Genomic DNA, 25,543 nt, shown 5'->3' with positions numbered 1-25,543 from the left:
TATATAAATATAAGGAAAATAAAAATTATAACCAAAAAAAATCCGCCTCAGTTGTGAGACGGATTCTTTTTCTTCTTAACCCCGTGAAATTCTTTTAAATAAAAAGGTTCAAAATAAGCAATATCCTCAAAGTCTCTGTTTTTTATTTTCTCCAGCGTTTTATTGACTAAATTCTTTGCAGAAGGGTAGACGTCTTCATTAAAATCAGCTTCAGGAAGCTGAATGATCTCCTGAGCCTTTCTCGTTCCGTCACCAACAAACAAAACTTTTTTACCTCTCAGTTCCTGAAATGACTGCTCATCTAAAACTTTGGCTTCAGTAGGAGTTAGCTCGACGCCTGTTATTCCGTCATAAACAGCCGTATAAACCTCCATTCGTCTTGCATCGACTAAAGGAATGACCAGATCATAGTTCAGGCCTAAAAAAGGCTCTGCCATACTTACCAATGAATTGACCGCTATGAGAGGAATCTTCAGACCATAGCAAAAACCTTTTGCGGAAGCAGCACCAATTCTTAAGCCGGTGTAAGATCCCGGACCTTTTCCTAATGAAATGGCTTCGATATCTTTTATAGATAATTCTGCGCCTTCCAAAGCCCATTCGACGAAGGAGTGAAGACTTTCTGACTGTTTATAATTTTCTGAAACCTCTTCGCATACGCAAAGCAACTTTTCATCATCAGAAACAGCTACTGAACAGTTTTTGGAAGAAGTCTCCAGGTATAGTATTTTCATTTAATTAAATTTAATCATGAAAAGAATCTTTTCACCACAAAAGTATCAAAAGAAATGATTGAAAAAAAGATTGCACACTTTACAAGAGGTAAAATATGATTTTGTTACCCTATTATTAGTTTTTAAACAGTTTAAAAGTAGATTCTCGTAAACTTTAATCAGGGTTTTTCCCTATTTTTCTGATTTCCTTATCAAAATCAGAAATTATTTTCTGGGTTTTATTAAAGGTTTCGTATTCCGTGACCGCTTTTTTAGCGGCTACTAGTTTGGCGACTTTTCCGTTGCCTTCCAGAATTTTGTATTCATTGAAGTTTAAAAACTTATTCACACTTTCTGCTAAAATGTCCATCGTAAAAGTATTTTCTCTTTCGATCAGACCTTCAATATAATCAAATAACCAGCTACGGTTCTCTCTAATTGCTTTATTTCCTTTTCTGCCAGATAATTTTTGGCAACTACCACATCAGACTTCAAAATTCTCCCGTCCGGAGCATATTTCCAGTTAGTCAAACCCATATTTTCTTTACTGCGGTCAGCCTTTTTAAAAATAATTTCAGCTGCCGTATTTCCTGTAATGGCAAAATGAAATTTATTCTGAACTGTTTCGTAAAAGTTTTTGGTAATGTCAGAATTTTTATCATAATCTATACTGCACTCCGCAAAAATATCTGTTATCTGTTGATAAATGCGTCGCTCGCTTGTCCGAATAGAACGGATTCTCTGCAGCAGTTCTTTAAAATAATCTTTCCCAAAAGCGGTCTGTCCCTGTTTCAATCTCTGATCGTCTATAACAAATCCTTTGATAATAAATTCTTTCAAAGTCTGTGTTGCCCAAATTCTGAATTGTGTTGCTTTAGCGGAATTTATTCTATAACCAACAGAAATAATAGCATCAAGGTTATAGTATTCGAGGTTTCTGTTAACCTTTCTTATACCCTCAGTTTGAACTGTTCGGAATTCCCGAACAGTTGCTTCTCTCAAAAGTTCATTAGAAGCATAAATATTTGACAAATGCTCACTTATAGTTGATTTTGAAACATCGAACAATTCTGCCATTGCCTTTTGGGTTAGCCAAAGTGTTTCATTCTGTAAGAAAACATCAACCCGAACCTGATCGTTCGGTGTTTGATAAATTAGAAATTTTTGAAATTCTTCATTCATTATTTGTATGTTTATTACAAATTTATGGCTTTATTTCCACACTTTGGCGGCTCCATAATTTCCAGTCAGATTTCTTTTTAATCCAAATTTCAAGGAGTGCCAGCTTCATTTCAAAATCATGATTTTTGTATAATCCCTGTACTCTGATGGATCTCCTGAGGCTGACCGTTTTTCTGAACTGTTTAATTTCAGAGACTTCGGTTTGAGTGATCTTTCTGTAAACGACTTTCTTTGAGTGGAAATCTTTTTTAAAATCATTCAGATTCTGAATCCAGCCGTTAGAATGACCGAAAGAAACATCCGGACAAAACAGATTCACAATTTCAGAATCATTATTCTTCATCAGAGAATCCAATTTTTCTGCCTGAATCAAAACCAATTTTTCTGCTTTTGAGTATTGTTGAGAATATCCAAAAACAGAAAACAATAAAAGAATTCCACAAAAAAATCTCATATTCAAATTCTCAGGTTAAACCATTTTCAAATTATTCTTTTCTGTAAATCGTCCTCGGTTCGCTCTGTGCACTCGGGTAAATGGTCATATCAGAGACTGTAACATGTCGGGGAGCATTCACACAGTAAGCAATAGCATCAGAGATATCTTCCGCTTTTAAAGCTTCGTATCCTGCGTATACTGTTGCCGCCCTGTCCTGATCCCCTTTGAACCTGATCAATGAGAAGTCGGTTTCTACAGCACCCGGCTGAATGTTGGTAACTCTTATTCCAAATTCTGTTAACTCTATCCTCATTCCTTCCGAAATTACATCAACTGCTTTTTTGGTAGCACAGTAAACCACCCCATTGGCATAAGTCTGCCTTGCTGCGACCGAACTGATATTGATAATCTGTCCGGACTTCCTCTCTTTCATCATGGGAATAAGCGTTTTTGAAACGTATAAAAGACCTTTTACATTTCCATCAATCATAGAATCCCAATCGTCCGTATTTCCTGCCGAAAGAGGCTCTAAACCATGTGCATTTCCTGCATTATTGATAAGAACATCGATATTCTTCCATTCTTCCGGAAGGGATGCGATTGCTTGTTCAACCTCCTTAAGATTCCTGACATCGAATTTTAAACTAAAAACTTCGGTTAATTTAGATAATTCTGTTTTTACAGATTCCAGAACTTCTGTTCTTCTTCCACATATAATGATTCTGTTTTCCTGTTTTGCAAATAGCTCCGCAGTAGACTTTCCGATTCCGGAAGTAGCACCGGTGATGAGTATAGTTTTCATATTTTTAATGTAGCAGTGTGTTTAATGTAACAATGAATTCAATGTACCAATTTAACAATTTATTCAGTGTAATAATCTTTTCAATGTAATAATCTATTTAATGTAATAATCTATTTAATGTAATAATCTATTTAATGTAATAATCTGTTTAATGTACCAATTTAACAATTTATTCAGTGTAATAATCTTTTCAATGTAACAATCTTCTCAGTGTAATAATATAACAATGTAGTACTATTTTGAATGTAGCGATGTAAAAATATGATGATGAAAAGTGAAAAGACTATCGGCAATCACTTTATTGATACATCCTATTACTGGTAAATTGCTGCATTACGATATTGCACATTTTCACTGGTACATTTCCATCATTGATAAACTGTTACATTGAATACATTGTTACATTTTCATCATTGGTAAATTGTTACACTGCGACATTGTTACATTATCATTACTGGTAAATTGTTACACTGAATAGATTGTTACATTATCTAATTGGCATCGAATGACTGAAAAGCATCTGGTATATGTTCAATAGTTAACTTTCCTGTTTTGTCGGGAAGCACTGAAATGATATCAAATCTTACCTCCTGATCTTTATTAAATTCTTCCATAAAGTGATTGGCTGCCGATACAATTGATTTGATTTTAGTCTTTGTAACCGCTTCATGAGGCAGGATAAAAAAATCGGTTGATCGTGCCTTAACTTCTGTAACAATAATCAAATTGTCTTTTTCGGAAACAATATCAATTTCAGCTTTCTTAAAACGATAATTCCTAACGATAATTCTGTACCCTTTTTTAGCTAAATAATCTGCTGCCAGATCTTCTGCGATCTGACCAAGTTCATTGTGATCTGCCATGACATTATTTTCTGAATTGATAAGCCCACCAAATCAGGACAAACTGTAAAGGAAGCCTCAAAACGGTCAGCCAGAAATACGGATGATGAGCGTGATAAAACTTTCTTGCCATTTCTATATTGGCAGGAAAAACTGCTATAAATAAAGCGATACATAAATAAGCACCCAACTTTTGAGTCTGCGGGAAGAGAAGAAGAATCCCACACAAAATTTCTACTATACCGCTGATATAAACCATCTGTAAATGAAACGGAATATAATCAGGCATAATTTTCATGAAAAAGTAAGGTTTCACAAAATGAAAAATCCCGGCTGAGACCAATAAAAATGCAAGTATAAATTTTGAATAAAACATAATTACGAATTAAAGTTCAATGATACATTTTGTCCGACTTTTAATGAAACCTCAGCTCCGATAATCAACGGTATATTATTATGAATATGTCCATTTGGAAAACCAAACATAAAAGGGAATCTGTATTTCAAAATTCTATCTGCTATCAGTTTGTAGGCAAATTCATCAAAGCTTTCATCATACTGTTTATTCTCTTTGACATCTCCCATATTGGTCATGCCCCCTACAATCAGTCCTTTTATTTTACTGAATACGCCTCCAAGTTCCAAACTCATCAACATCCTGTCAAGTGCATAAAAGTTTTCACCTATATCTTCAATAAATAAAATTTTACCTCTGAAGTCAAACGAGTATTTTGTACCCAAAAGCGCATAAATTAACGCCAGATTTCCTCCTATCAATTCGCCTTCTGCATTGCCTTCTCTGTTAAACTGATTCGATTTTAAGGTATATTTTAAAGGTTTTCCCTTTAGGATTTTAAAGATCTGATCATAACTTTCGTCAGTAACTCCGAAACCTGAAGTCTTAATGGTCTGTCCGTGGATGGATGCAAAACCTTTTCTGAGCAGATAACTTTGTATCACTGTATTATCTGAATACCCAATATACCATTTCGGCTTTTTTACAAAATTTTTGATATTGAGATTTTCAATTAAATGCTGGCAGCCATAACCTCCTCGCGAAGCCCAGATGGCAGAAATCTGCGGATCGTTTAATGCCCAGTTAATATCTTTGGATCTCTGCTTTTCAGTTCCGGCATAATTATACCCATTAGAATATTTCGTATATAAATTTTCACCTAAAACAGGTTCAAAGCCTTTGCTTTTAATTAATTTAATACCTCTTTCAAGATGTGCGGGTTCTACCGCTCCGGCAGGGGAGATGATGGCAATTCGGTCTCCTTTTTTGAGAGACTCCGGAAATATTTTTTTCATTTTGTTCATTGATGTTTTATGTAATTACTGATCAGTTCTTTTTGTATTTTAATTCTTTTCTTTCTGCTTCTTCAAGCTTTTTATCAAACTGATTAAACTTTTTGAAACTCTGAAGGAAAATGAAAAAACTGAATAAAATCAAAACTGCTCCTACACCTTTCCTGATGTTGTTGGCAAGTCTTTGGGTCAGCCTGTCGTGAAATTGTTTAGCCAGAAAGATCTTCAGAAAATCAATCATTAAATAGGTTGAGATAACTAAACCTAAATAAAGGACCATACTTTCGGTATCCGGGTATTGATTTCTGACCCCGATTACCGTAACCAGCCAGAATAATACCACTCCTACGTTCAAAAGATTGAGGAGAAAACCATTCAGGAAAGTTCTGAAGTAATTCTGACTGATAATTTTTTCTTCGCCGGGCAAATGCATTTTGGTCTTGGTCACCAGCATCACAATACCGTAGGAGAGGATCAGGATAGACGTTATCCTGTAAAAACCGGGATGCTTATCAATAAGATTAACAATATCAGCACTTGCATAATAGGCTGCTATAATGCACAGTAAATCTGCTGTAATGACACCGAAATCAAGTGCTAAAGCATGTCTGGGGCCTCTTGTGAAACTGGTTTCGATCAGGAGGAAAAAAATAGGACCTATGAAAACAAGGCTCAGCATAAAGCCCAGACCAACGGCCGATAATACAAGTTCAAACATTAAAATTTGTTTCTATCCCAAATTTAAAAATTATATTTCTATTTGCCTGTAAAAATGAATTTTTTAAGTCTGAATTATAGCATAAATGCTATTAAATAAAAAAGACTGCCTGATTTGGCAGTCTCATTATCAATTTAAAAAAGTCAATCAACAATCTTAAAATCCAATTGTTTTTGAATTAAATTGGCTTTTACCACCTTGATTTTAACTTCTTCCCCCAATTGGTATTTGTTTCCTGTTCTTGAACCGTATACTGCATGGGTCGATTTATCATAAGAATAAGAATCATCCATCAGATCACGTAATTTAATTAAACCCTCGGCTCCATTCTCAGGAATCTGTACCCAGAAACCGAACTCAGCCACTCCGGAAATAACACCGGTGAAAGTTTCTCCCAAATGTTTTTCCATGAACTTCACCTGCATAAATTTAATTGAATCTCTTTCAGCATCTGCAGCAAGACGTTCTCTTGCACTGCAGTGTTTGGATTTTTCTTCCAGTTCATTTTTATCCGTAGGTTTTCCGCCATCCAGGTAATGCTGAAGCAGACGGTGAGCAAGTAGATCGGGATAACGACGGATAGGAGAGGTGAAGTGAGAATAATAGTCAAACCCAAGACCGTAGTGACCGATAGGCTCGGTAGAGTAGACCGCTTTGCTCATGCTTCGCATTGCAAGAGTTTCAATCATATTTTCTTCACCTTTACCTTTCACTTCAAGCAGTAAATTATTTAAAGATTCAGCTACCTTTTTGGTATTCGCCAAATCCATTTTGTATCCGAAAGTTGATACAAAATCTCTTAAAGCTTCCAGTTTCGCAGGATCCGGGTCGTCGTGAACTCTGTAGATAAAGGTATTGCTGCTGGGCTTTCCTTTTTTAAGAGATACAAATTCAGAAACTTTTTTGTTCGCCAAAAGCATAAATTCTTCAATCAGATGATTTGAATCTTTGCTGACTTTAAAGTAAACCCCAATCGGTTCGCTTTTTTCATTTAAATTAAACCTGACTTCACTTCTGTCAAAAGTAATGGCTCCGTCTTTAATTCTTTGCTCACGCATAATTTTTGCAAGCCTGTCAAGCGTAAGAATTTCTTCCGTCAGATCACCCTGTTGAGTTTCAATTCTTTCCTGCGCTTCTTCATAGGTAAATCTTCTGTCTGAGTGAATCACCGTTCTTCCAAACCATTGATTAACCACATCAGCTTTATCATTCATCTCAAAAACAGCTGAAAAAGTGAATTTATCTTCATTCGGACGCAATGAACAAACGTCATTACTTAAGACTTCCGGCAGCATCGGTACAACCCGGTCAACCAGATATACGGACGTTGCTCTCTCGTACGCTTCATCATCCAGCATTGTTCCCGGAACTACGTAATGAGAAACGTCGGCAATGTGTACACCGATTTCCCAGTTTCCATTGTCCAGTTTTTGAATGGATAATGCATCATCAAAGTCTTTTGCATCTTTAGGATCAATGGTGAAAGTACATATTTTACGCATATCTCTGCGTTTTGCAACTTCTTCATCAGTAATTCTCCTGTCGATTTTTTCAGCATCCTGTTCCACTTCTTCAGGAAAACTGTACGGCAAGCCGTATTCTGCTAAAATAGAGTGGATCTCTGTTTCATGTTCCCCCGGAGCCCCTAAAACCTTGATGATTTCTCCATCAGGATTTTTGTCACCAGCTTTCCATTCCAACATTTTTACAACGACTTTATCGCCGTTTTCGGCACCGTTAATTTTACCTTTTGGAATAAAAATATCAGTGTTAATTGTCTTCTTATCACAAACTACAAATCCGAATTCTTTATGCGGAACCAGCTGGAAAGTTCCTACAAACTCTGTACGGTTTCTTTCTAAAACTTCAAGCACGGAGCCTTCCATTTTCTTTCCTTTAAAATTGTAGGTTACGATTAGAACTTTATCACCCTGTAATGCATCTTTCACATTTTTGGCGTGAACGAAAACATCATCTTTGAGATTCTCAACAGTTACATAAGCATTTCCACTTTGGTTAAAATCTATAACCCCTGTTAAAGTGCCTTCAATATTGAGATTAATACTGAATTTTCCTTTTTCCGTTTCCTTAATTCTTTTATTTGCCAAAAGCTTGTGTAAGGACTGGATAACCAGCTCGCGCTGTCTCGGATTTTTATAATCGATTCCGTCTGAAATCTGTTTGTAATTGTATATTTTGGTTTGATTCTGATTCATGAAACGGAGAATCAATCTGCCGATTTCCACGAGTTTTGCGTCATTTTTCTGACTGATGTATTTATTTTTTTTTGGCATTTTATTCTTTTAAATTATAATGTAATGATCAAATTCCTTTGAAAATTATGTATTGTAAGCGCATACATTTGTATGACATTTTTTTATTGATGATGAATTAAGTCTTTTCGAATCACTTTCAATGATTGAAATTTTAGTTTGTATAAATTTAATACAAAATAGGAGAAGGGTAGAGAAAAACCTGTTAATAATATTGAAGAATTTTGTAGGTTCAAAGAGGAATAAACAGATAAGTAAATTCTTTTTGATACTGCAAATATAGTAAATAAAAAATAAATAAGGCTTGTAAACTGAATTACAAGCCTTTATCTTTAGCAGAAAGCTATTTTATCAACTCTTGTCTGATGCCTTCCACCTTCAAAATCAGTAGACAGAAATCTATTTGCAATTTCAATCGCAACTTCTTTGGAAATAAATCTGGCTGGGATCGAAATCATATTCGCATCATTATGCTGTCTTGCCAGTTCTGCTATCTCAGGCATCCAGCAAAGCGCGCATCTGATTTTCTGGTGCTTATTTGCTGTAATCTGCACGCCGTTTCCGCTTCCACAGATTAAGATTCCCAGTTCGTTTTCCCCATTTTCAACAGAGCTTGCAGCAGGATGTACAAAATCAGGGTAATCTACACTGTCTGTAGAAAAAGTTCCGAAATCCAGGATTTCGAATGTTTCCTCAAGATGTTTTTTCAAAATCTCCTTGTATTCAAAACCGGCATGATCTCCGGCAATAGCTATCTTTCTTTTCATATATATAGATCTATTTTTTATTATTAAATTCAAATAACTGATTATCAGATTGTTTTTCGGCAATCAATATTGACAAATCCATTCTTACATCTTATCATTCAGATTATTCTGCAAATTTAAGTATTAATAAACAAATTGTTATTTAGCTGCTCATAAAATGTTAGAAGCAATGTGAATAACTGTGGAAAACTTTTCTGAACTAAATTATTTTTTGAAGCGAAAATTTGTTAATGGACTAAAGTTTGGGAAAGTCAATACAAAACTTTCAAAATCTTTCCGGGGATTAATCTTTACCTTTTCCATAATTGAGAAACTAATATCTTTGATGTTCAAAAGTTATCCATATTTGTTAATAAGTCTTAAATTTATCAGATGGTCAATGATTTACATTGTTAATTAAATATGAATTGAATTCAAACTACATGTTATGAAGTTTTAATCAAAAAGTTATCCCCGAAACTCACAACACTCAACAACAACTATCATTCTTTTTTTTATCTATAAAGAAAATTAGTGTTGATTGGTGAGTAAGGTTCTGTGGGAAGTTTTTGAAAACTTTTATGTTTTTGGATCTTTTTCAAAAGTTTAAAATCTTACATTTGTGAAACAAAAATCAATAGAAAATAAACGAAATCGCTTTGGATGTAAAAACTTTCTGTTTGGTATAAAAAGTGGTTCTGTAAGACGAAAAGATAAATTTATTTATGAAAACAATCAACGATTTTAATTTTAAGGATAAAAAGGCTTTAGTAAGAGTAGACTTCAATGTTCCACAGGACGATCAGCTGAAAGTGACAGACAATACACGAATCTCAGCGGTAAAACCTACTGTTGAAAAGATTCTGCAGGATGGCGGTTCCGTAATTTTAATGGCACACTTAGGCAGACCAAAAGGAGAGGTTAAAGATGAGTTCTCTTTAAAGCACATCGTAAAAGATGTTTCATCTGTTTTGGGTCATGAGGTGAAATTTGTTGAAGAATCAATTGGAGAGAAAGCGGAGAAAGCTGCTTCCGAACTTCAGCCAGGAGAAATTCTGTTATTGGAGAATCTTCGTTTTCATAATGAAGAAGAAAAGGGAGATGAAGCTTTTGCCGAAAAACTATCAAAATTAGGAGATGCCTATGTGAATGATGCTTTTGGTACAGCTCACAGGGCTCATGCTTCGACAGCGGTAATCGCTAATTATTTTCAATCGACTAAGTTTTTCGGTTTACTAATGGCTGATGAATTAAAAGCAATTGATAAAGTTTTAAAAAGTGGTGAAAAGCCTGTTACAGCAATATTAGGAGGTTCAAAGGTTTCAACTAAAATTACCATTATTGAAAATATACTGCCAGCTGTTGATAATCTGATCATCGGTGGAGGTATGGCTTTTACTTTCATCAAGGCACTTGGAGGTAAGATAGGAAATTCATTGGTTGAAGAGGATAAATTACCTTTGGCACTTGAAATTCTGGGAAAAGCGAAAGAACATAATGTTAAAGTTTATCTCCCGTCTGATACAGTTATTGCTGAAAGTTTCAGTAATGATGCTGAGAGAAAAGAATCTGACATTTATGAAATTCCTGAAGACTGGATGGGAATGGATGCAGGTCCAAAATCAAGAAAACAGTTTAATGATGTTCTATTGAATTCAAGAACTATTCTTTGGAATGGTCCTATTGGTGTTTTTGAAATGTCAAATTTCTCTGCAGGTACTGAAGCACTGGGCGAAAGTATTGCTGAAGCAACAAAACTGGGAGCGTTTTCTTTAGTCGGAGGTGGAGACAGCGTTGCTTTTGTTAAGCAGTTCGGTTATGAGGATAAAGTAAGTTATGTTTCTACCGGTGGTGGGGCAATGCTGGAAAGTCTGGAAGGATTGGAGCTTCCGGGTATTGCTGCGATTAATAAATAATCTAATATTTAAAATATTTTTCAAGTCTGCTGAAATTTTCAGCAGACTTTTTTATTTGTTTCTAATTTTCGACGGACTTTTTTTCAGAAGACCGATGAAAAACTGCTTTCACAAATACATCAAACTTAAAAAGAATAGTTTTCTGAATTATTACTGTAGAATTTTTAGAATACTGCTTAAAACAGGTGTTTTTGTCAGAAATTTCTTTTTGTATTGCTCATTTTATAATTTTTGTACTTTTTCTAAATATCTCCTCCTCGAATAATCTAATTTTTTATATTCTGTTCTTTATTGTCATTTCTCCGGAATGAAGGAGCGTGCTTATTTGCAATCTTACAATTTATAAATCTTTTGGAAATTCAATTTTGATTTTTAAGAGGATTTTTATTAAGCAGAATATTTTTATAAAAATTTTGAATTCGTTAAATTTTTATTTTAGATGATAAATTTTATACTTGAAAAAATAAAACTCAGGAAAAAATCCTGAGGTTTTATAAAAATTCGTCAAAACACCTTATAATTGGCTTTCATAAATAGCTTAAAAATCGATTTTCTACTTTTTCTCGATAATATAGATCAAACTTGAAAATTCGTTAGAAAAAAGTGCTTTTACGTTCGAAATCGTTCCGTGAACGACTGCTTTTAGCCAAAATATGGATGATTTTTTGTATTTTTCGCTCAACATAGAGATGTAATATGAATCTAAAACCAAAGGTTTAATTTTTCTCATTTTCCAGTTTGGTTTTTTAGAAATGAGATTTTCCATTCCGGATTTTGAAAAATGATAGATATGTCTTGGTACATCATAAGCTGCCCAAAATTCTTTATAGTGTTTTGCATCGTATGAAGTAGGGTTGGGAACCGCAATGATAAGCAGGCCTTTTTCTTTCAGTTTTGAGTTGAAAATTTCTAGCATCTCATCCTGATTTTCAATATGCTCGAAGACATGCCATAGAGTGATGGCATCTAAAGTTTCATTTTCAATGAGATCAATATCCGCAATTATTTTTGCTTTAGAAACTTTCTTTGATGCAGCGGCTTTAGCATCCGGATCCGGTTCAAATCCAAAAGTTTCAAAATCATTTTCAATATATTTTACAAACTCTCCTGCACCGCAACCATAATCCAATACTTTGGAATTCTTTTTTATTCTGTCAACGAGGATGTTTTTTTTATACTGCAGATTAAAAGACTGCAAAAATTTATACAGTTTTTCTTTTAAACTTCCTGAATCCTGATGATGAGAAATGTAATCTTCACTTTCATAATATTTTGAAATATTGGATGGAATAGGGGAGGTTTTAAAAACTCCTATTGTTTCGGTTTCTTTGATTTCAAATATTTCCTGAGATAGAAAATGATCCTTTATTTTCATTTTGAGTATTGTATTTTAAAAACAAAGGTATTCAGAAAAGTGTTTTAAGCTTCTAAATACCTTGATTTATTTTATATGTTTCACGTGAAACATATTTTATTTATCTTCCTAAATAGATCATTAAAACGTTGATATCAGCAGGGGATACACCACTGATTCTTCCTGCCTGAGCCAAAGTTTTAGGTCGTACTTTGTTCATTTTTTGTTTAGCTTCTGCAGAAAGACTGGATATTTTAATATAATCAAAATCTTCCGGAATCTTTACATTTTCAAGTCTGTTTAATTTAGCAACATTTTCTTTTTCTTTCTCGATATAACCTTTGTATTTAATATTCACTTCAGCCTGTTCTCTGACTTCGTCGCTGTACTGAGAGGTTACTTCTCTGATTGCTTCGATCTGATCGAGTTTATCTAAAGTAATATTCGGCCTGGTAAGAAATTGCGAAGCACGGTATGCCTGATCGACAGGATTACTTTCAATACTTTCTAAGATAGGATTGATAATCCCTGGCTTTAAAGAAGTTTCTCTCAAATAGGTCTCAAGTTCCTGACTTTTAGTGATTTTTTCTTCGACTTTCTTTAGTCTGTCTTCTTTTGCAAGACCCAGATCATACGCTTTTTCTGTCAGTCGGATATCTGCGTTATCCTGTCTTAAAAGCAATCTGTATTCAGCTCGTGATGTAAACATCCTGTAAGGTTCTTCAGTTCCTTTAGTGATCAGATCATCAATAAGAACTCCAATATAAGCCTCATCCCTGTTTAGGATAAAGTCATCTTTCTCATGTACTTTATTATGTGCATTGATACCGGCCATTAAACCTTGCCCGGCTGCTTCTTCATATCCCGTAGTACCGTTAATCTGTCCCGCAAAATATAAATTTTCCACCAGTTTTGTTTCTAAAGTATGCTTTAGCTGAGTAGGAGGGAAGTAGTCATATTCAATGGCATAACCTGGTCTGAATACTTTTACGTTTTCAAATCCCGGGATATGTTTCATTGCCTTAATCTGGACATCTTCCGGCAGTGATGAACTGAAACCGTTAACATATATTTCCACTGTTCTCCATCCTTCCGGTTCTACAAAAAGCTGATGTCTGGTACGCTCTGCAAACCTGTTGATCTTATCTTCAATACTGGGACAGTATCTCGGGCCTAAACTCTGAATAGTACCGTTAAACATCGGGCTTCTGTCAAATCCCTCACGCAAAACTTCATGTACGGTTTCGTTTGTGTAAACGATATGACAGCTTAATTGTTTAGTTAATTTAGGACTGTCTAAGTAGCTGAATTTTTGAGGGTTTTCATCTCCTTTCTGTTCCTCCATTTTGGAGTAGTCGAGACTCCTTCCATCTACTCTAGGAGGCGTACCTGTTTTCATTCTTCCTGCTTCAAAACCAAGAGAGACTAACTGTTCAGTGATTCCAAAAGCTCTTGGTTCGCCCATCCTTCCACCGCCTAATTGCTTGTCTCCAACATGGATCAAACCATTGAGGAATGTTCCGTTTGTCAGGACAACAGACTTAGATCTGATTTCAATTCCCAATGAAGTTATCACACCGACAGCACGATTGTTTTCGATAATTAAACTCTTTACCATATCCTGGAAAAAGTCGAGATTAGGAGTATTTTCTAATGCCAGGCGCCACTCTTCGGCGAAAAGCATCCTGTCGTTTTGTGTTCTTGGAGACCACATGGCAGGGCCCTTTGAAAGGTTCAGCATTTTAAACTGTATCGCAGATTTGTCAGCAATAATTCCGGAGTAGCCTCCCATCGCATCTATTTCTCTTACAATTTGTCCTTTGGCAATTCCACCCATTGCCGGGTTGCAGCTCATCTGTCCGATGGTCTGCATATTCATAGTAACCAATAAAGTTTTGGATCCTAAATTGGCAGCAGCAGCAGCAGCTTCACATCCTGCGTGACCTGCGCCTACTACAATTACATCATATATTTCTGAAATCATTTTAATTGCTTATTTAAGCCTCAAATTTTTAAATTCTATATAAATGTTTCACGTGAAACATTATCTCGAAAAAGGGCTTAAAAGCGCCTGTATTCCGTAGTTTTCGGCCCCGTTAATAGTATTTGCTGAGCTTTTTTTATTTGAAAAATGAAAAAAGCGATTGCGGACAGCGGGAAACTGCTCCTAATTATATCTTGCGATATAAAAGTCTTCTTTTCTTCGCATTTCCTGTTCTTCTGCTTCTGACTTATCTTTATAACCACACAAATGAAGAATACCATGAGCTAAGACCCTTCTTAATTCTTCTTCATAGTTTTTAGACAGGGTAGAAGCATTGTCTGAAATGCGCTGCAAAGATACGAAAATCTCTCCGCTTATTGTTTTGCCTTTCACAGAATCGAAAGTGATAATATCTGTATAGTAATCATGCTGCAGATAATCCTGATTAATCTTGAGTAAATATTCATCATCACAGAAAATGTAATTGATATCACCCGTTTTTTTTCCTTCTGAAAGAATGATTTCTTCCAGCCATTTTTTGTAGTCTGTACTGACAGTGTCGGTCAGGTTTTCGTAAAAGAACTGTATCATTTTTTTAAAACCAGTGTCCTAAAATAACACTGAATATACCTTTTTGATTATTTTTAAGTGAATGGCTGAAGTTGAATTTAATCTGTCCAAACGGGGATTTATAACCAGCCATGATTCCCAAAGAACTGTAGTTTACTTTAACTGCATCTTCAAAACTGATATCGTCTGAAAGATTGGCAAAAGAAAAATTACCGCTCAGGAAAAAATTCTTGTAAAATTTAAATTGAATATCATTTGAAATTAGTGCTACGTTATTGCTGTTTAACTGTGCAAAATAAAAACCGTTAAATGTTTTGAAATTGACAATATTCTGTTCAAAGATTCCTCCAAGCCTGTACTGATAGAATTGTGGGAGATTATCACCAATGGTAATTCCGCCATAGAGGTTAAGATGATAACTGAATTGTCTGGATAAAGGAATATTGACCCTAATATCTGCTTTTACCTGAACTATTCTTTTATCAACTGCTGATTTTAACAGATCAATTACCTTTCCTTCTGCGTTTAAATAAAATCCCCTGCGTGGAAAGTCTTTATCATCCTGTGTATCACTTTTAAGAAAAATATATGGATTCATAAACCGACTGTACCTTTTATTGGTACCATTCATTTCAGCTTCAAAATAATCGTGGCTTAGTCCTGTTCCTACAGCATACTTATCTTTCCAGATAGACTGGATATAAATTTCGTTTCGCAGCCATTCCCATTTGTCAACATTGATATTGTTATTTCCTTTGAGATCAAAACTCATTCCTGAAGAATAAAGACCGAATCCCGGTATGTAGCCGTTATCAACAAAATAATTCAGGTAATATCTCGGCTTGTCTCCTACAACAACATCAAGGGAAAGATTTGAATTTTTAAAAAGCAATCGCTTAGCTGAATAATTAAGGAGTAATCCTGTCTTAAAAATTTCATCATAATGCAGTCCGAATTTTAGAAAATGTCTTGCATCGTCTTCTGTGACGTAAAGTTTCAGATAGTTGACGTTATTTTCTGTTACAATATCGTAATTGATAAAACGGTAATTGTTTGTAGCAACGAGCTTATCAATTCCTTTATTAATGCTTCCATACGTTTGCATAGAGGGAAGACGTAGACCCATTTTACCCAGGACATAGTTTTTACCGTATATTCTGCTCCCTTCAAGTTCAATGCTGTCTATCTTGTACACGTTAGAATATATTGGATTTACGGGCTGTCTGAGGCGGTCAAAAGAACGTTTTGGAAGCTCATCGAGGATATCTGTGTATTTTAATCCTTCTACAAAGCCGCTGTCAAGAATCTTTTTCTTCTCATCATAGCTTGTAGCAGTCATTCCTTTCAGATCGGGCTTGATATTGATATCTGTAAATTTATACTGTCTTCTGGTATCTTTCTGAATTCCGAAATCAATGACCTGATTGAGAATGGAGATGATATTGTTTAAATCTTCTCTCTTTGACAGATCCTGATTCAGATCTACACCGATGACAATATCGATTCCTTTATCTTTCAGAGGCTTTGAAGGATAATTGACAGTCATTGCACCGTCAATGTAAATACTGTCCCCGATTTTTACAGGATCCATTAATGAAGGGAATGCAGAACTTGCCATGATTGACTGTACCAGATCTCCTTTTTCAAAGATCTGCATATTCCCGCTTTCCAGATTAGTGGCTACACACATAAAGGGAATCGGCAGTTTAGAAAAATCTTCGATTGTTGAGACATTCTTAAAGAGTTCTTTCAGCAGGTAGACATTTTTCTGTCCGGAACTGATCGAGGAGGGGAGATTGATTTTACCGTTTTTCAGGGGAATAGATAAAAGGTATTTGTCTACTGATTTATTAAAAAATGTACTTTCAGTACGTGATTTAGGATCTCTTATCAAGGAATAGAAATCAGTATCCATTACTATTTTTTCGATATCTTTTCCTGTATATCCTGCAGCATACAAACCTCCAACGATAGATCCCATGCTGGTTCCGGAAATATAGTCAATTTTCACTCCTAAAGAGTCCAGAACTTTTAAGACTCCAACATGCGCAAATCCCTTTGCACCTCCTCCCGCAAGAGAAAGTCCTATCTTAGGATTTTTCGGAATGACCAGACCCTTTTTTATCTGTGAATGGACAACCAGGAGTTGAAACGCAAATAAGAGAACAAGAAGTTTTTTCATATTAGCTATGTATTTCGAAAGGTATTAAAAGTTTACTTTTTCAGGACAGCCTTTTAATGACAGTTTCATTTTTAATCTTTTATATAAATCCGTTTTACCCTGGGAGAGATTGAGGTTAAAACTTCATAGGTAATGGTTTTGCAGTATCCGGCAAACTCTTTAAGACTTGGCTTTGCATTAAAAATCGTTACTGTATCACCTTCTTTCACGTGGGATATATCATCTACCCTGATCATCATCATATCCATACAGATATTCCCAACAATTGGTACCAGGGTTTTATTGATTCCCACCTTTCCGGTCTGGTTTCCTATCAATCTCGGTATTCCGTCTGCATATCCCACAGGAATTGTTGCAATTTTTGTGAGATGATCCGTTTTATATTTACGGCTGTATCCTACAGATTCTCCATGATCTACTGAAGAAATCTGTGAAATAACAGTTTTAAAACTTACTGTTGACTGCAGCTGTTTCTGAATTTCCGGATTTGGGGATTCACCGAGCATGCCGATACCAATTCGGACCATATCATATTGATAATGCGTATAACTGGTGATTCCAGACGAATTTAAAATATGTCGTAAAGGATGATAACCCAGTTTATCAATTAAATAATCTGAGTTTTTCCTGAATGTCTCCAGCTGTTTGAGGGTAAAATCTTTTTCATCCGGTACATCAGAAGACGAAAGATGACTGAAAATGCTTTGAACGGTCAGGTTTTTATCCTGTAAGTTCTGAATAAGCTGATCCAGTTCATTTTCTTTAAATCCAAGGCGGTGCATTCCCGTTTCAAGCTTTAAATGGACCGGATATTTCTTATCATATCCGGATTTTTGAACAGCCTCATAAAACAGCTCCAAAACCCTGAAACTGTAGATCTCAGGTTCCAGATTATATTGCACAACGGCATCATAACTGTGTTGCTCAGGATTCATTACGACAATAGGAGTGGTAATTCCTTTTTTCCGAAGTTCTATTCCTTCATCAGCATAAGCAACTCCGAGATAATCGATATGATGGTGCTGCAAAAATTCTGAAATTTCATAACTTCCCAGACCATAAGCATTTGCCTTTACCATAGCCATCATTTTTGTAGATGGGCTAAGCAGGGATTTATGATAATTGATGTTGTGGAGTATTGCATTCAGATTGACCTCAAGAACCGTATCATGTTTTCTGAGTTCTAAAAGATCTTTTAGTTTTTCAATCTCAAATTTTCTGGCCCCTTTCAGAAGGATAATCTGATTTTCAATTTCAGTAAGATGCTTACTGTGAATTAATTCTTTCGTATCAATGAAAGTAAAAGTTTTAGATTTAAATAATTCTTTAAACAGAGTAATTTCCTCACCAACCAGAAATACATGGTCAAATTGCTGTTCATTGACCAGTTCTGAAACCTCTTCATACAGTTCCTGAGAATTGGCATTTACACCGATAATATCGGTTAGAACCAAAGATTTTTTTGGCTTCTTATATTCATTGAGAAACTGTAAGGCGGTCTTCAGGGAATCAAGATCCAAATTGAAAGAATCATTGATCACTATATTGTTTTTTATTCCTTCAATGGCTTCAAGTCGCATTTCAACGGCTTTCAGGGCATTTATTTTTTCAACAATCTTATCATTACCTATTTTCAGTTCCTTCAGGACGGTCAGCAGTGCAAGAACGTTGGTTAAAGTTGCTTCATCCCTTTGATGAACCGGAAAGCTGATTTCTTCATCCAAATATTTTACGACAACATTTTCATTTTTTGAAATGTTATTTTTGAAAGTGACATTGTTGGTATTTTTTAATCCGTATGAGATTAACTTTTTACTTGAATATAATTTATTTATTTTATTTAAAACCAGATCATTGTCTCCGTTAAAAATAATAATCTCAGAATCCTTGAAAAGTTTTAGTTTTTCATCTATTAAATCTTCCTCAGATCTAAAATTAGCAGCGTGGGCAGTTCCGATATGGGTCAATAAACCTATTTGCGGCTGATAAATATTTTCCAGAACCTGCATTTCATCCGGCATCGAAATACCTACTTCAAAAATCCCTAAAAGGTGATTTGAATTGATTTGAAGCAATGAAAGAGGCAGACCGATCTGTGAATTAAAACTTTTTGGGCTTTTTACCGTCGGAAATTCATTCCATACACATTGGTACAGCCATTCCTTAAGAATCGTTTTACCATTGCTGCCTGTAATTCCTACTGTCTGTATTGCTGAATGTTTAAAATGATATTTTGCTAATTTCTGAAGAAACTCAACGGAGTTTTTCACGATAATCCAGGTTACATTATCAAACTGTGGATCATGATGCTCTGAAATTATAACATCAATTCCCCTTTCAATTGCAGATTCTATAAATTTTTCACCTGAATTTTTTTTTGTATTGATTGCAATGAAAGCAATGTTCTTAATTGAATAAATAATTCTGCTGTCAAAAACGATATTTCTGACAGTTAAATTTTGATTTCCAATGATTTCAGCATCGGTGATCTCTGCAATTTGTTGTACGGTGTAGTTCATTGGTGCCCTTACTGCTGTATTTTGTTTTCGGTGTGCTTGATATGATCATCAATTATTTGCTAAGGAGTAAAATAATTTTGGAAAAATCAGATTCAGATAAATTTCTTGTCTTAAGCTCAGCCTAAATTAATAATTATTCCCGTTTAGAAAGTACTTCTTCTATAAAAACCCGGCGGCTTACTGCTTCATAACTTTCGGTTTCTCCCAATTCTACCAGGTTATTTCCCTGGGAAATTCTCATAGAGTAGTTGGCAAGATTTCCGGTTCTTTTACAGATGGCATGCACTTTCGTCACATATTCTGCAGTGGCCATGAGATTTGGCATCGGTCCGAAGGGCCGTCCCAGAAAATCCATATCCAGACCTGCAATGACTACCCGGATCCCATTGTTTGCCAGTTGATTAGCTATTTCTACAATACTTTCGTCAAAAAACTGCGCTTCATCTATTCCTACTACATCACAGTTTGATCCCAAGAGAATAATTTCACTGGAATTTTCTACTGCAGTACTGCGGATTTTATTTTTATTGTGTGAAACAACATCTTCATCAGAATATCTTGTATCAGTTTTGGGTTTAAAAATTTCTACATTCTGCCCCGCCATTTCAGCTCTTCTCAGTCTCCGGATCAACTCTTCGGTTTTTCCTGAAAACATTGAGCCACAAATAACTTCCATCCAACCGCTTTGTTTGGAATGATTAATTGTATTTTCTAAAAACATTTGTTATTTTAGCCGTAATATTTTAAGATCAAAAGTAAGCAATTTTAATAAGATTCTTCTATGCAGAACATCCAAGATTTACAGGAAAAGATTTTTTTTGAATCCAAGAATATCATCGGTATTCTGGACAAAACAAACCATGTTGACGAACTACTTTCTAAGCAGGATCTTGTGAATGATCTTGCTGAAAGAATTTCCTTTCTTCAGCTTTTGAAAGACAAAGTTGAGTACTACCAAAATTCGGATCTGCTTTTTTCGGGAATTCAGCCCGGTAATCTGCAATCACAATACAGAGAATCTCAGGATTTTTCTCATGAGGTAACGGAAGAAGAAGCCATTTTTAATAATGAGCTGAATGAAATTGAGGAAAAGGAAGGTGATCTGCACAATCAGATGATGGAGGAAGAGGCTATTTTCAACAATCAATTAAATGATATTGTTGAAAATGAATTCCACGAAAACATGGTTAATCTCGCAGTAGAAAATCAGGAGACAGAACATTCTGAAATTTTAAATGCTGAAACCGAAATTCCAAAAGAATTTACTAATGAAATTGTTGAAAACGAATCTCTTTTTAATCAGCAATTGGATGAAATTGAAGAAAATGAAAAATCTGAAGAGGCTTCTCAGGTTTTAAGTTTTATAGATGAAGAGAGGGTATTGGAAAATTCAGTTCCTGAAGACGAAGAGGATATTGATGAAGAAATATTTGATCAGAGTGTGACTGAAGAAGAGGTCATCTTTAACAACCAGTTAAATGAGATTGAAGAATTTGAAAATGAAATTTCCGATGAAAGCATTTCAAATTCATTTGAAGAAGAAGAACAGATTCAGGATCATTATGAAGCCCAAAGTGCAGAAACTCATTCTTCCGAAAAGATTTCAAATAGGTTTGAGGAAGAGCTGAAATCAGATGAATCTGAAAATGGTATTTTAACTGAAGAGCCTGAAAATGAATCTGTTTCAAATGATTTTAAACATGATGAAGATGAAATTGTCACTGAAAATTCCAATGTAGAAAGCATTCTTACTGAAATAAAAAAGGATTCTGAGACACATCATGATGAAATCCTGGCATCTGATGAGTCATACAGACGAAAAATTGTAGAAATCGATAAGCCGGTATCTGAAAAGGAAAAGCCTGCTTCCGATGAAAGTTTTGAGAACCTGGAAGCATATCAGCAGGAGAAAAAAATACGGTTGGCTAATATTAAAGGACTGAAAAACATTCAGACCCTGTTTGATGATGATCATTTGGAAAGCGAAATCGTTCCTCAGGAAAAACCGGCACCCATCATAAAAGAAGATGCAGGAAGTCTCCTGAAGACCAATATTCCGACAGATTATATGGAGGCAGAGAAGCAGAAACCTGAATTCAGGTTAGACCTGAATGACAGAATGGCTTTTACAAAATTGCTTTTCGCAGGAAGCCAGACTGATCTGAATCAGGCTGTAGCGGAGCTGAACAGATGCAGAAATCTGGAGGAGGCAAAAGAATATCTCAGCGAGCTCTACTACGACAGGAAATGGAATAAAGTGGATGAATACGCACAGAGGCTTTGGATATTGGTAGAAAATAAATTCTTATAATTTTGAGTGGAATCCTATATTTCGTTCCCACACCCGTCGGGAACCTAGAAGACATGACTTTCAGAGCGATAAAGGTGCTGAAAGAAGTCGATTATATTTTATGTGAAGATACCCGTACTTCCGGAGTTCTTTTGAAGCATTATGAAATTTCAAAACCCTTAAAATCTTATCATTTACATAATGAGCATACAGCTACTGAGAAAGTGATTGCTGACCTGCAGAGCGGCCAGAATATCGCCATCATTACAGATGCTGGAACTCCCGGGATTTCTGATCCGGGTTATCTGCTGGCAAAAGCAGGCTCAGACAGCAATATTGAGATGATCTGCCTCCCTGGCGCAACAGCGCTGATCCCGGCATTGGTGGTATCGGGGCTGCCGAACAATGAATTTTTGTTTGCAGGTTTTCTTCCTCCAAAAAAAGGAAGACAGACAAAACTGAAACAGCTTGCAGAAGAGAAAAAGACCATTGTTCTGTATGAAAGTCCTCACAAAATCAACACAACTCTGGAACAGATCAGAGAATTCTTCGGAGAGGAAACAAGAGCCAGCTTAAGCCGGGAAATTTCAAAAAAATTCGAAGAAACAAAAAGAGGGACAATCAGTGAATTGATTGAATTTTCGAAGAGTAAAACTTTAAAAGGAGAAATTGTTCTGATTGTGAATAATTCCTTAAAGTAACTGCTATTTGGTGCAGGGATGAAAATTATTTTAAGATAAACAATATCTTTGCACATTCAAACTAAACTTATTAGATAAATAATCATCATTTATATGAAACTATTAGAAGGAAAAGTAGCGTTAATTACCGGAGCTACAAGAGGAATCGGGAAAGGTATTGCTGAAATTTTTGCTCAGCACGGAGCAAAGGTAGCATTTACGTACGCCGGTTCTGTAGAAAAAGCCAAAGAATTAGAAACTGCTTTGAGTTCAGTAACGCAGATCAAAGGATATCAGTCTGATGCGTCAGATTACGATGCTGCTCAAAAATTAGTGGAAGAAGTAATGGCAGAATTTGGTAAAATCGATATTTTAGTAAATAATGCAGGGATTACAAAAGATAATCTGTTGATGAGAATGTCTAAAGATGATTGGGACACGATTATCAAAGTAAATTTAGATTCCGTATTCAACCTTACCAAAGCAGTTATCAAGCCGATGATGAAGGCTAAATCAGGGTCAATCATCAATATGACTTCTGTTGTCGGAGTAAAAGGAAATGCCGGACAGGCGAACTATGCAGCTTCAAAAGCAGGCGTAATCGGTTTTACAAAATCTGTAGCCCTGGAATTAGGATCAAGAAATATCCGTTGCAATGCTATTGCCCCTGGATTTATTGAAACTGAGATGACCGCAGCTCTGGATGAAAAAACTGTTCAGAACTGGAGAGACGGAATTCCATTGAAGAGAGGCGGACAGCCGGAAGATGTTGCTAATGCATGTGTTTTCTTCGCAAGCGAAATGTCTTCCTATATTTCAGGACAGGTTCTGAATGTGGATGGCGGAATGCTTACTTAAGAAGAAATTTAAGACTGAAAATATAATCCCTTTCATCAATTGAATGAAAGGGATTTTTTGTGTCGTCAGTCGTTAAAAACCTGATTTTCCTGCTCCTGAACCCGGATAAATGTTGTCCTTTTTGATAATTCTTTCAACGTTGATGCCCCAACATAGGTACATGTTGAACGGACACCGCCCAGGATATCTTTTACGGTTTCCGACACCGGACCTTTGTATCTGATCTTTACGGTTTTTCCTTCAGAAGCTCTGTATTCAGCTACACCTCCCGCATGTTTATCCATTGCTGTTTTTGAGCTCATCCCGTAGAACAGTTTGAATTTTTTCCCATCTTCTTCAAGCATTTCGCCGCCACTTTCATCATGTCCGGCAAACATTCCGCCCAGCATAACAAAATCGGCCCCTCCTCCAAATGCTTTGGCAACATCTCCGGGAACTTTGCACCCTCCGTCTGCGATGATATGTCCTTTCAGACCATGTGCTGCATCTGAACATTCGATTATTGCAGAGAGTTGCGGATATCCGACACCGGTCTTTACTCTCGTTGTACATACAGATCCGGGACCGATACCCACTTTGATAATATCTGCACCCACCAGAAGTAATTCTTCCACCATTTCACCGGTGACTACGTTCCCTGCAATGATAATTTTATCCGGAAAATTTTCCCGGGCTTTCTTGACAAACTGAACGAAATGTTCTGAATAACCATTGGCTACATCAATGCACAAAAATTCGATTTTGGGGTGCTGATCAATAATAGTTTTTATTTTTTCTTCATCAGCTTTCCCCGTTCCTGTACTGAGTGCGATGTACTGATGAATGCTTTCCGGCTGATTTTCAAGAAAAGAGCTCCATTCTTCAACGGTGTAGTGCTTGTGTACAGCAGTGATTATTTTATCTTTTGCCAATTCAACAGCCATCTCAAAAGTTCCTACCGTATCCATATTCGCGGCAATAACCGGAGTTCCTTTCCATTTTTTCTTTGTATGGAGAAAAGTAAATTCTCTTTCCAGATCAACCTCTGAGCGGGATTTTAAGGTAGAACGTTTCGGTCTGAACATGACATCCTTAAAGCCCAGTTTTATATCATTTTCTATTCGCATTTTGGTGAAGTTTATTTTAATTAAATATTTAGATCAGTAATTTACCTTAAATATACTACTTTTGAAAGGATGGATTTTCCTGTAACATTTCAAATTTTCGGTAAAACCGTGCTTGCGCATCCGGTATTTGAAACCGTCGGAATATTTCTGGGGATGAGGTTTTATTTCTATTTAAAAAGAAATTCATCTGAGAAACTGTCATTTAATACATCGGCAGCAGTTCTTATCGGTGCGACAGCCGGTGCATTGCTGGGTTCAAAGCTTATCGGAAACCTGGAAAATCCGTATGTCCTGTTCGAAAATTTCAGTTTCAAAAAAATCTGGACGAATAATACGATTGTTGGAGGCCTGGCTTTAGGATTAGCAGGTGTAGAAATAGCCAAAAAAATCGTGGGACACAAGGAAAGTACTGGAGATCTTATTGTTTTCCCTTTAATTTTGGCTATCATTATAGGAAGAATAGGATGTTTTCTTACGGGAGTTCATGAGGAAACTTACGGATTGCCAACGGATTCAATATTTGGAATGGATCTCGGCGATGAATATCTGAGACATCCTGTAGCACTGTATGAAATAGGATTTTTAATTCTGCTCTGGATCGTGCTGAAGAGAATAAGCAGAAAGGAAATATATCCTTCCGGCTTTGTTTTTCAGCTCTTTATGTTGAGTTACTTTACCTTCAGGTTCATGTTGGATTTTATTAAGCCTAAAATAAATATTATCGGTAATTTAGGAACCATTCAGCTGGTATGTATCTGTATGGTTATATATTACATTTATAAAATTAAAAATACATCAGTTTTAATCAGCACCAAAAAAAATAAATATGAAAATGCTAACCATTCTTGAAGTTGGCGGACTGGAAGGTTTAGTCGCCATTATTATTTTAATGATCCTAGGGGTGGCCTCTATTGTATCATTAGTAATTACTGTTTTTGTAAAATTGATTTATGAAAGCAGAGACGGAAGAAAATTCTCTAAAAAACAATTCTGGCAGACCATGTTGATTTCACTGCTGATCTGTGGCCTGATCAGTGGTTTTGTCTGTGGCGGAATGTAGCTAA

General features: G+C 35.7%; 22 protein-coding genes and 1 pseudogene. 6 read left to right on the top strand and 17 right to left on the bottom strand.

Features of this window, described 5'->3' with window-relative positions; all coding sequences use genetic code 11:
• Positions 1–47: 47 nt before the first annotated feature.
• The 10 genes and pseudogenes from tsaB to rpiB all read right to left on the bottom strand — a co-directional run bounded on the left by tsaB (position 48) and on the right by rpiB (position 9,041).
• Positions 48–734 carry a tRNA (adenosine(37)-N6)-threonylcarbamoyltransferase complex dimerization subunit type 1 TsaB gene (tsaB, locus tag AC2A07_RS01655; protein WP_484048917.1) on the bottom strand — a complete coding sequence of 229 codons (687 nt, stop codon included), beginning with the start codon at positions 732–734 and terminating at the stop codon, positions 48–50.
• Between the two features lie 154 nt (positions 735–888).
• Positions 889–1,790: pseudogene (locus AC2A07_RS01650) on the bottom strand (virulence RhuM family protein).
• A gap of 127 nt (positions 1,791–1,917) precedes the next feature.
• Positions 1,918–2,349, bottom strand: a complete 432-nt coding sequence (locus tag AC2A07_RS01645; protein ID WP_484048916.1) for a nuclear transport factor 2 family protein — start codon at positions 2,347–2,349, stop codon at positions 1,918–1,920.
• A gap of 31 nt (positions 2,350–2,380) precedes the next feature.
• On the bottom strand, positions 2,381–3,133 hold the full coding sequence (locus AC2A07_RS01640) for an SDR family NAD(P)-dependent oxidoreductase (RefSeq protein ID WP_484048915.1): 753 nt from the start codon (positions 3,131–3,133) through the stop codon (positions 2,381–2,383).
• A gap of 491 nt (positions 3,134–3,624) precedes the next feature.
• Positions 3,625–3,996, bottom strand: a complete 372-nt coding sequence (locus AC2A07_RS01635; protein WP_484048914.1) for a YraN family protein — start codon at positions 3,994–3,996, stop codon at positions 3,625–3,627.
• 4 nt (positions 3,997–4,000) lie between these two features.
• On the bottom strand, positions 4,001–4,351 hold the full coding sequence (locus tag AC2A07_RS01630) for a DoxX family protein (protein WP_484048913.1): 351 nt from the start codon (positions 4,349–4,351) through the stop codon (positions 4,001–4,003).
• 2 nt (positions 4,352–4,353) lie between these two features.
• Positions 4,354–5,286 (bottom strand): S66 peptidase family protein, encoded by a 933-nt coding sequence (locus AC2A07_RS01625; protein ID WP_484048912.1) that lies wholly within the window; start codon positions 5,284–5,286, stop codon positions 4,354–4,356.
• A 31-nt stretch (positions 5,287–5,317) separates the two neighbouring features.
• Positions 5,318–6,001, bottom strand: a complete 684-nt coding sequence (locus tag AC2A07_RS01620) for a LysE family translocator (RefSeq protein WP_314494498.1) — start codon at positions 5,999–6,001, stop codon at positions 5,318–5,320.
• A gap of 143 nt (positions 6,002–6,144) precedes the next feature.
• The gene (gene rnr, locus AC2A07_RS01615; protein ID WP_484048911.1) at positions 6,145–8,295 is read right to left on the bottom strand and encodes a ribonuclease R; all 2,151 of its coding nucleotides are present in this window, start codon (positions 8,293–8,295) and stop codon (positions 6,145–6,147) included.
• Between the two features lie 311 nt (positions 8,296–8,606).
• Entirely contained in the window at positions 8,607–9,041 is a 435-nt protein-coding gene (gene rpiB / locus AC2A07_RS01610; RefSeq protein WP_484048910.1) for a ribose 5-phosphate isomerase B, read from the bottom strand.
• A 704-nt stretch (positions 9,042–9,745) separates the two neighbouring features.
• On the opposite strand from rpiB, the gene AC2A07_RS01605 reads away from it, so the two are divergent.
• Positions 9,746–10,936, top strand: a complete 1,191-nt coding sequence (locus AC2A07_RS01605; protein WP_484048909.1) for a phosphoglycerate kinase — start codon at positions 9,746–9,748, stop codon at positions 10,934–10,936.
• A gap of 553 nt (positions 10,937–11,489) precedes the next feature.
• On the opposite strand, the gene AC2A07_RS01600 is transcribed toward AC2A07_RS01605, so the two are convergent.
• The 6 genes from AC2A07_RS01600 to AC2A07_RS01575 form a co-directional block, all read right to left on the bottom strand.
• A complete protein-coding gene (locus AC2A07_RS01600; protein WP_484048908.1) occupies positions 11,490–12,311 on the bottom strand; it encodes a class I SAM-dependent methyltransferase in 822 nt (273 codons plus the stop codon).
• 100 nt (positions 12,312–12,411) lie between these two features.
• Positions 12,412–14,274: a tRNA uridine-5-carboxymethylaminomethyl(34) synthesis enzyme MnmG gene (gene mnmG / locus AC2A07_RS01595; RefSeq protein ID WP_484048907.1), complete on the bottom strand. Its 1,863-nt coding sequence runs from the start codon at positions 14,272–14,274 to the stop codon at positions 12,412–12,414.
• 183 nt (positions 14,275–14,457) lie between these two features.
• Positions 14,458–14,865, bottom strand: coding sequence for an rRNA maturation RNase YbeY (gene ybeY, locus AC2A07_RS01590; RefSeq protein WP_314494487.1), 408 nt, complete (start codon positions 14,863–14,865; stop codon positions 14,458–14,460).
• A 4-nt stretch (positions 14,866–14,869) separates the two neighbouring features.
• The gene (locus AC2A07_RS01585; RefSeq protein WP_314494485.1) at positions 14,870–17,026 is read right to left on the bottom strand and encodes a patatin-like phospholipase family protein; all 2,157 of its coding nucleotides are present in this window, start codon (positions 17,024–17,026) and stop codon (positions 14,870–14,872) included.
• 71 nt (positions 17,027–17,097) lie between these two features.
• Positions 17,098–19,545 carry a bifunctional UDP-N-acetylmuramoyl-tripeptide:D-alanyl-D-alanine ligase/alanine racemase gene (locus AC2A07_RS01580; protein ID WP_484048906.1) on the bottom strand — a complete coding sequence of 816 codons (2,448 nt, stop codon included), beginning with the start codon at positions 19,543–19,545 and terminating at the stop codon, positions 17,098–17,100.
• A 133-nt stretch (positions 19,546–19,678) separates the two neighbouring features.
• Complete coding sequence (locus tag AC2A07_RS01575; RefSeq protein WP_484048905.1) at positions 19,679–20,266, bottom strand: thymidine kinase; 588 nt, start codon at positions 20,264–20,266, stop codon at positions 19,679–19,681.
• Between the two features lie 60 nt (positions 20,267–20,326).
• Here AC2A07_RS01575 and AC2A07_RS01570 point away from each other — a divergent pair, with 60 nt between their 5' ends.
• The 3 genes from AC2A07_RS01570 (at position 20,327) to fabG (ending at position 23,373) form a co-directional block, all read left to right on the top strand.
• Entirely contained in the window at positions 20,327–21,856 is a 1,530-nt protein-coding gene (locus tag AC2A07_RS01570) for a hypothetical protein (RefSeq protein WP_484048904.1), read from the top strand.
• Between the two features lie 2 nt (positions 21,857–21,858).
• Positions 21,859–22,536: a 16S rRNA (cytidine(1402)-2'-O)-methyltransferase gene (rsmI, locus tag AC2A07_RS01565; RefSeq protein ID WP_484048903.1), complete on the top strand. Its 678-nt coding sequence runs from the start codon at positions 21,859–21,861 to the stop codon at positions 22,534–22,536.
• Between the two features lie 93 nt (positions 22,537–22,629).
• Complete coding sequence (gene fabG / locus AC2A07_RS01560; protein ID WP_484048902.1) at positions 22,630–23,373, top strand: 3-oxoacyl-[acyl-carrier-protein] reductase; 744 nt, start codon at positions 22,630–22,632, stop codon at positions 23,371–23,373.
• A 65-nt stretch (positions 23,374–23,438) separates the two neighbouring features.
• Here the strand turns inward: fabG and AC2A07_RS01555 are convergent, their stop codons facing one another.
• A complete protein-coding gene (locus tag AC2A07_RS01555; protein WP_484048901.1) occupies positions 23,439–24,479 on the bottom strand; it encodes a GMP reductase in 1,041 nt (346 codons plus the stop codon).
• A gap of 69 nt (positions 24,480–24,548) precedes the next feature.
• Here AC2A07_RS01555 and AC2A07_RS01550 point away from each other — a divergent pair, with 69 nt between their 5' ends.
• Positions 24,549–25,328: a prolipoprotein diacylglyceryl transferase gene (locus tag AC2A07_RS01550; RefSeq protein WP_484048900.1), complete on the top strand. Its 780-nt coding sequence runs from the start codon at positions 24,549–24,551 to the stop codon at positions 25,326–25,328.
• On the top strand, positions 25,312–25,539 hold the full coding sequence (locus tag AC2A07_RS01545; protein ID WP_484048899.1) for a hypothetical protein: 228 nt from the start codon (positions 25,312–25,314) through the stop codon (positions 25,537–25,539). The genes AC2A07_RS01550 and AC2A07_RS01545 overlap by 17 nt, the downstream gene beginning before the upstream one ends.
• Positions 25,540–25,543: the final 4 nt, after the last annotated feature.

Source organism: Chryseobacterium sp. HNCC26DJ238 (assembly GCF_057180465.1).
This window is presented reverse-complemented; position numbering and strand designations above follow the sequence as displayed.